The organism is Streptomyces milbemycinicus, from assembly GCF_002154605.1.
Taxonomy (GTDB): domain Bacteria; phylum Actinomycetota; class Actinomycetes; order Streptomycetales; family Streptomycetaceae; genus Streptomyces; species Streptomyces milbemycinicus.
In genome coordinates this window covers 1-1,215 of record NZ_MUNE01000919.1, presented here as the reverse complement: position 1 = coordinate 1,215, position 1,215 = coordinate 1, and the positions used below count along the sequence as shown (strand labels likewise).

Below are 1,215 nucleotides of genomic sequence, written 5' to 3'. Positions count from 1 at the left end.
GGGTGAGGGTGTGGCGGCCCGCGATGTCGCCCGGGGAGCCCGGGGAGTCCGGGGAGCCCGGCTGGATGGTGATGAGCTCGACGCCGCCCGTATCGAGCGCGACGGCCAGCTCGTCGGTGCCGTCGCCGTCGGTGTCGGCGGCCGCCAGGCCGCCCGCCATGTTCGCGATCTTGATGGGCGCGTCCTTGAGGGTCTTCTTCGTGTAGACGCTCAGCGTGTGGTCCACGTCCGGCGCCTCCGTCTCGTAGCCCGGCTCGTTGTTACGGGTGCCGCTGTCGCCGACCGCCACATCCCGCAGGCCGTCCCCGTCGAAGTCGCCGAAGGCGATCGCGTTGCCCTCGCGCAGCGGGTGGCCGGTGCGGGCGAGGCCGGCCGGGCCCGCGGCCAGGAGTACGGAGGCGGACTGGTCGTCGTCGTTCATGGCGTGCACCACCAGGTCGGTGGGCCGGTCGCCGTCGATGGTGTCGGCGAACAGCTCGCTGATGTCGCCGCCGCTGTCGAGCGGGCTCTGGTACGGCACCGTCCTGGCGGCCCTGCCGTCCCGGCCGAACGGCCCGTAGAGCAGGAGGAAGGACTTGCGGTCCGCGCGCACCATCGCCAGGTCGTGGTGGCCGTCCCCGTCGAAGTCGCCCACCGTCGGCCGCCCCAGGTGATGTACGGGACGGTCCCTACGGTGGTGTGGAGGCGGTCGGACTCGGCCTCGCTGAGCCGTTCGCAGACCGGGGTGACCAGGTCGGCGTAGCCATCGCCGTCGAGGTCGGCCGTGGCGATTCTGGTCGTGTCCACGGGCGGCACGTCCGCGCCGCGGGCGGGCAGGCCGAGGTCATCGAGGGTGAGCACGGTGCGGGTGGCGGGGTTGACGCCGCGGGACGAGCCGTGGACGAAGGCGAGCCGGGTGGGCTGGGCCTCCTTCTTGTTCCCGACGAGCGGGAGCGCGAGCTCGGGGTAGCCGTCGCCGTTGAGGTCGTCGGGCAACTTGCTGCCCTTGCCCCGGGGGATGGGCGCGGTCGCGGTGGGGGTGATGACCGGGGCGCCGGAGCGGGAGCCACCGGGCGCCGTGGTCCGCTCGTCCCCCTTCTGGCCCTTGTCTCTGGGACCGTCGTCGCCGGAGCTGCCGCATGCGGTGAGCAGCGCCGCCAAAGTCGCCGCGGCGCAGGCCAGCGCCCGGGGGCGGCGGCGGGCGGTCGGGGTCCTTCGGCTGCGGGGGTGCATGGG

2 protein-coding genes are annotated in these 1,215 nt (G+C 74.1%); both read right to left on the bottom strand.

Annotated elements, in window-relative coordinates; translation table 11 throughout:
• Positions 1-421, bottom strand: a 421-nt coding sequence (locus CCN51_RS58740; RefSeq protein WP_245881843.1) for an FG-GAP repeat domain-containing protein, incomplete at its 3' end; no start/stop codon positions are given.
• A partial coding sequence (locus CCN51_RS48845) for an FG-GAP repeat domain-containing protein (protein WP_245881842.1) occupies positions 418-1,215 on the bottom strand: 798 nt, incomplete at its 5' end. The genes CCN51_RS48845 and CCN51_RS58740, both read right to left, overlap by 4 nt.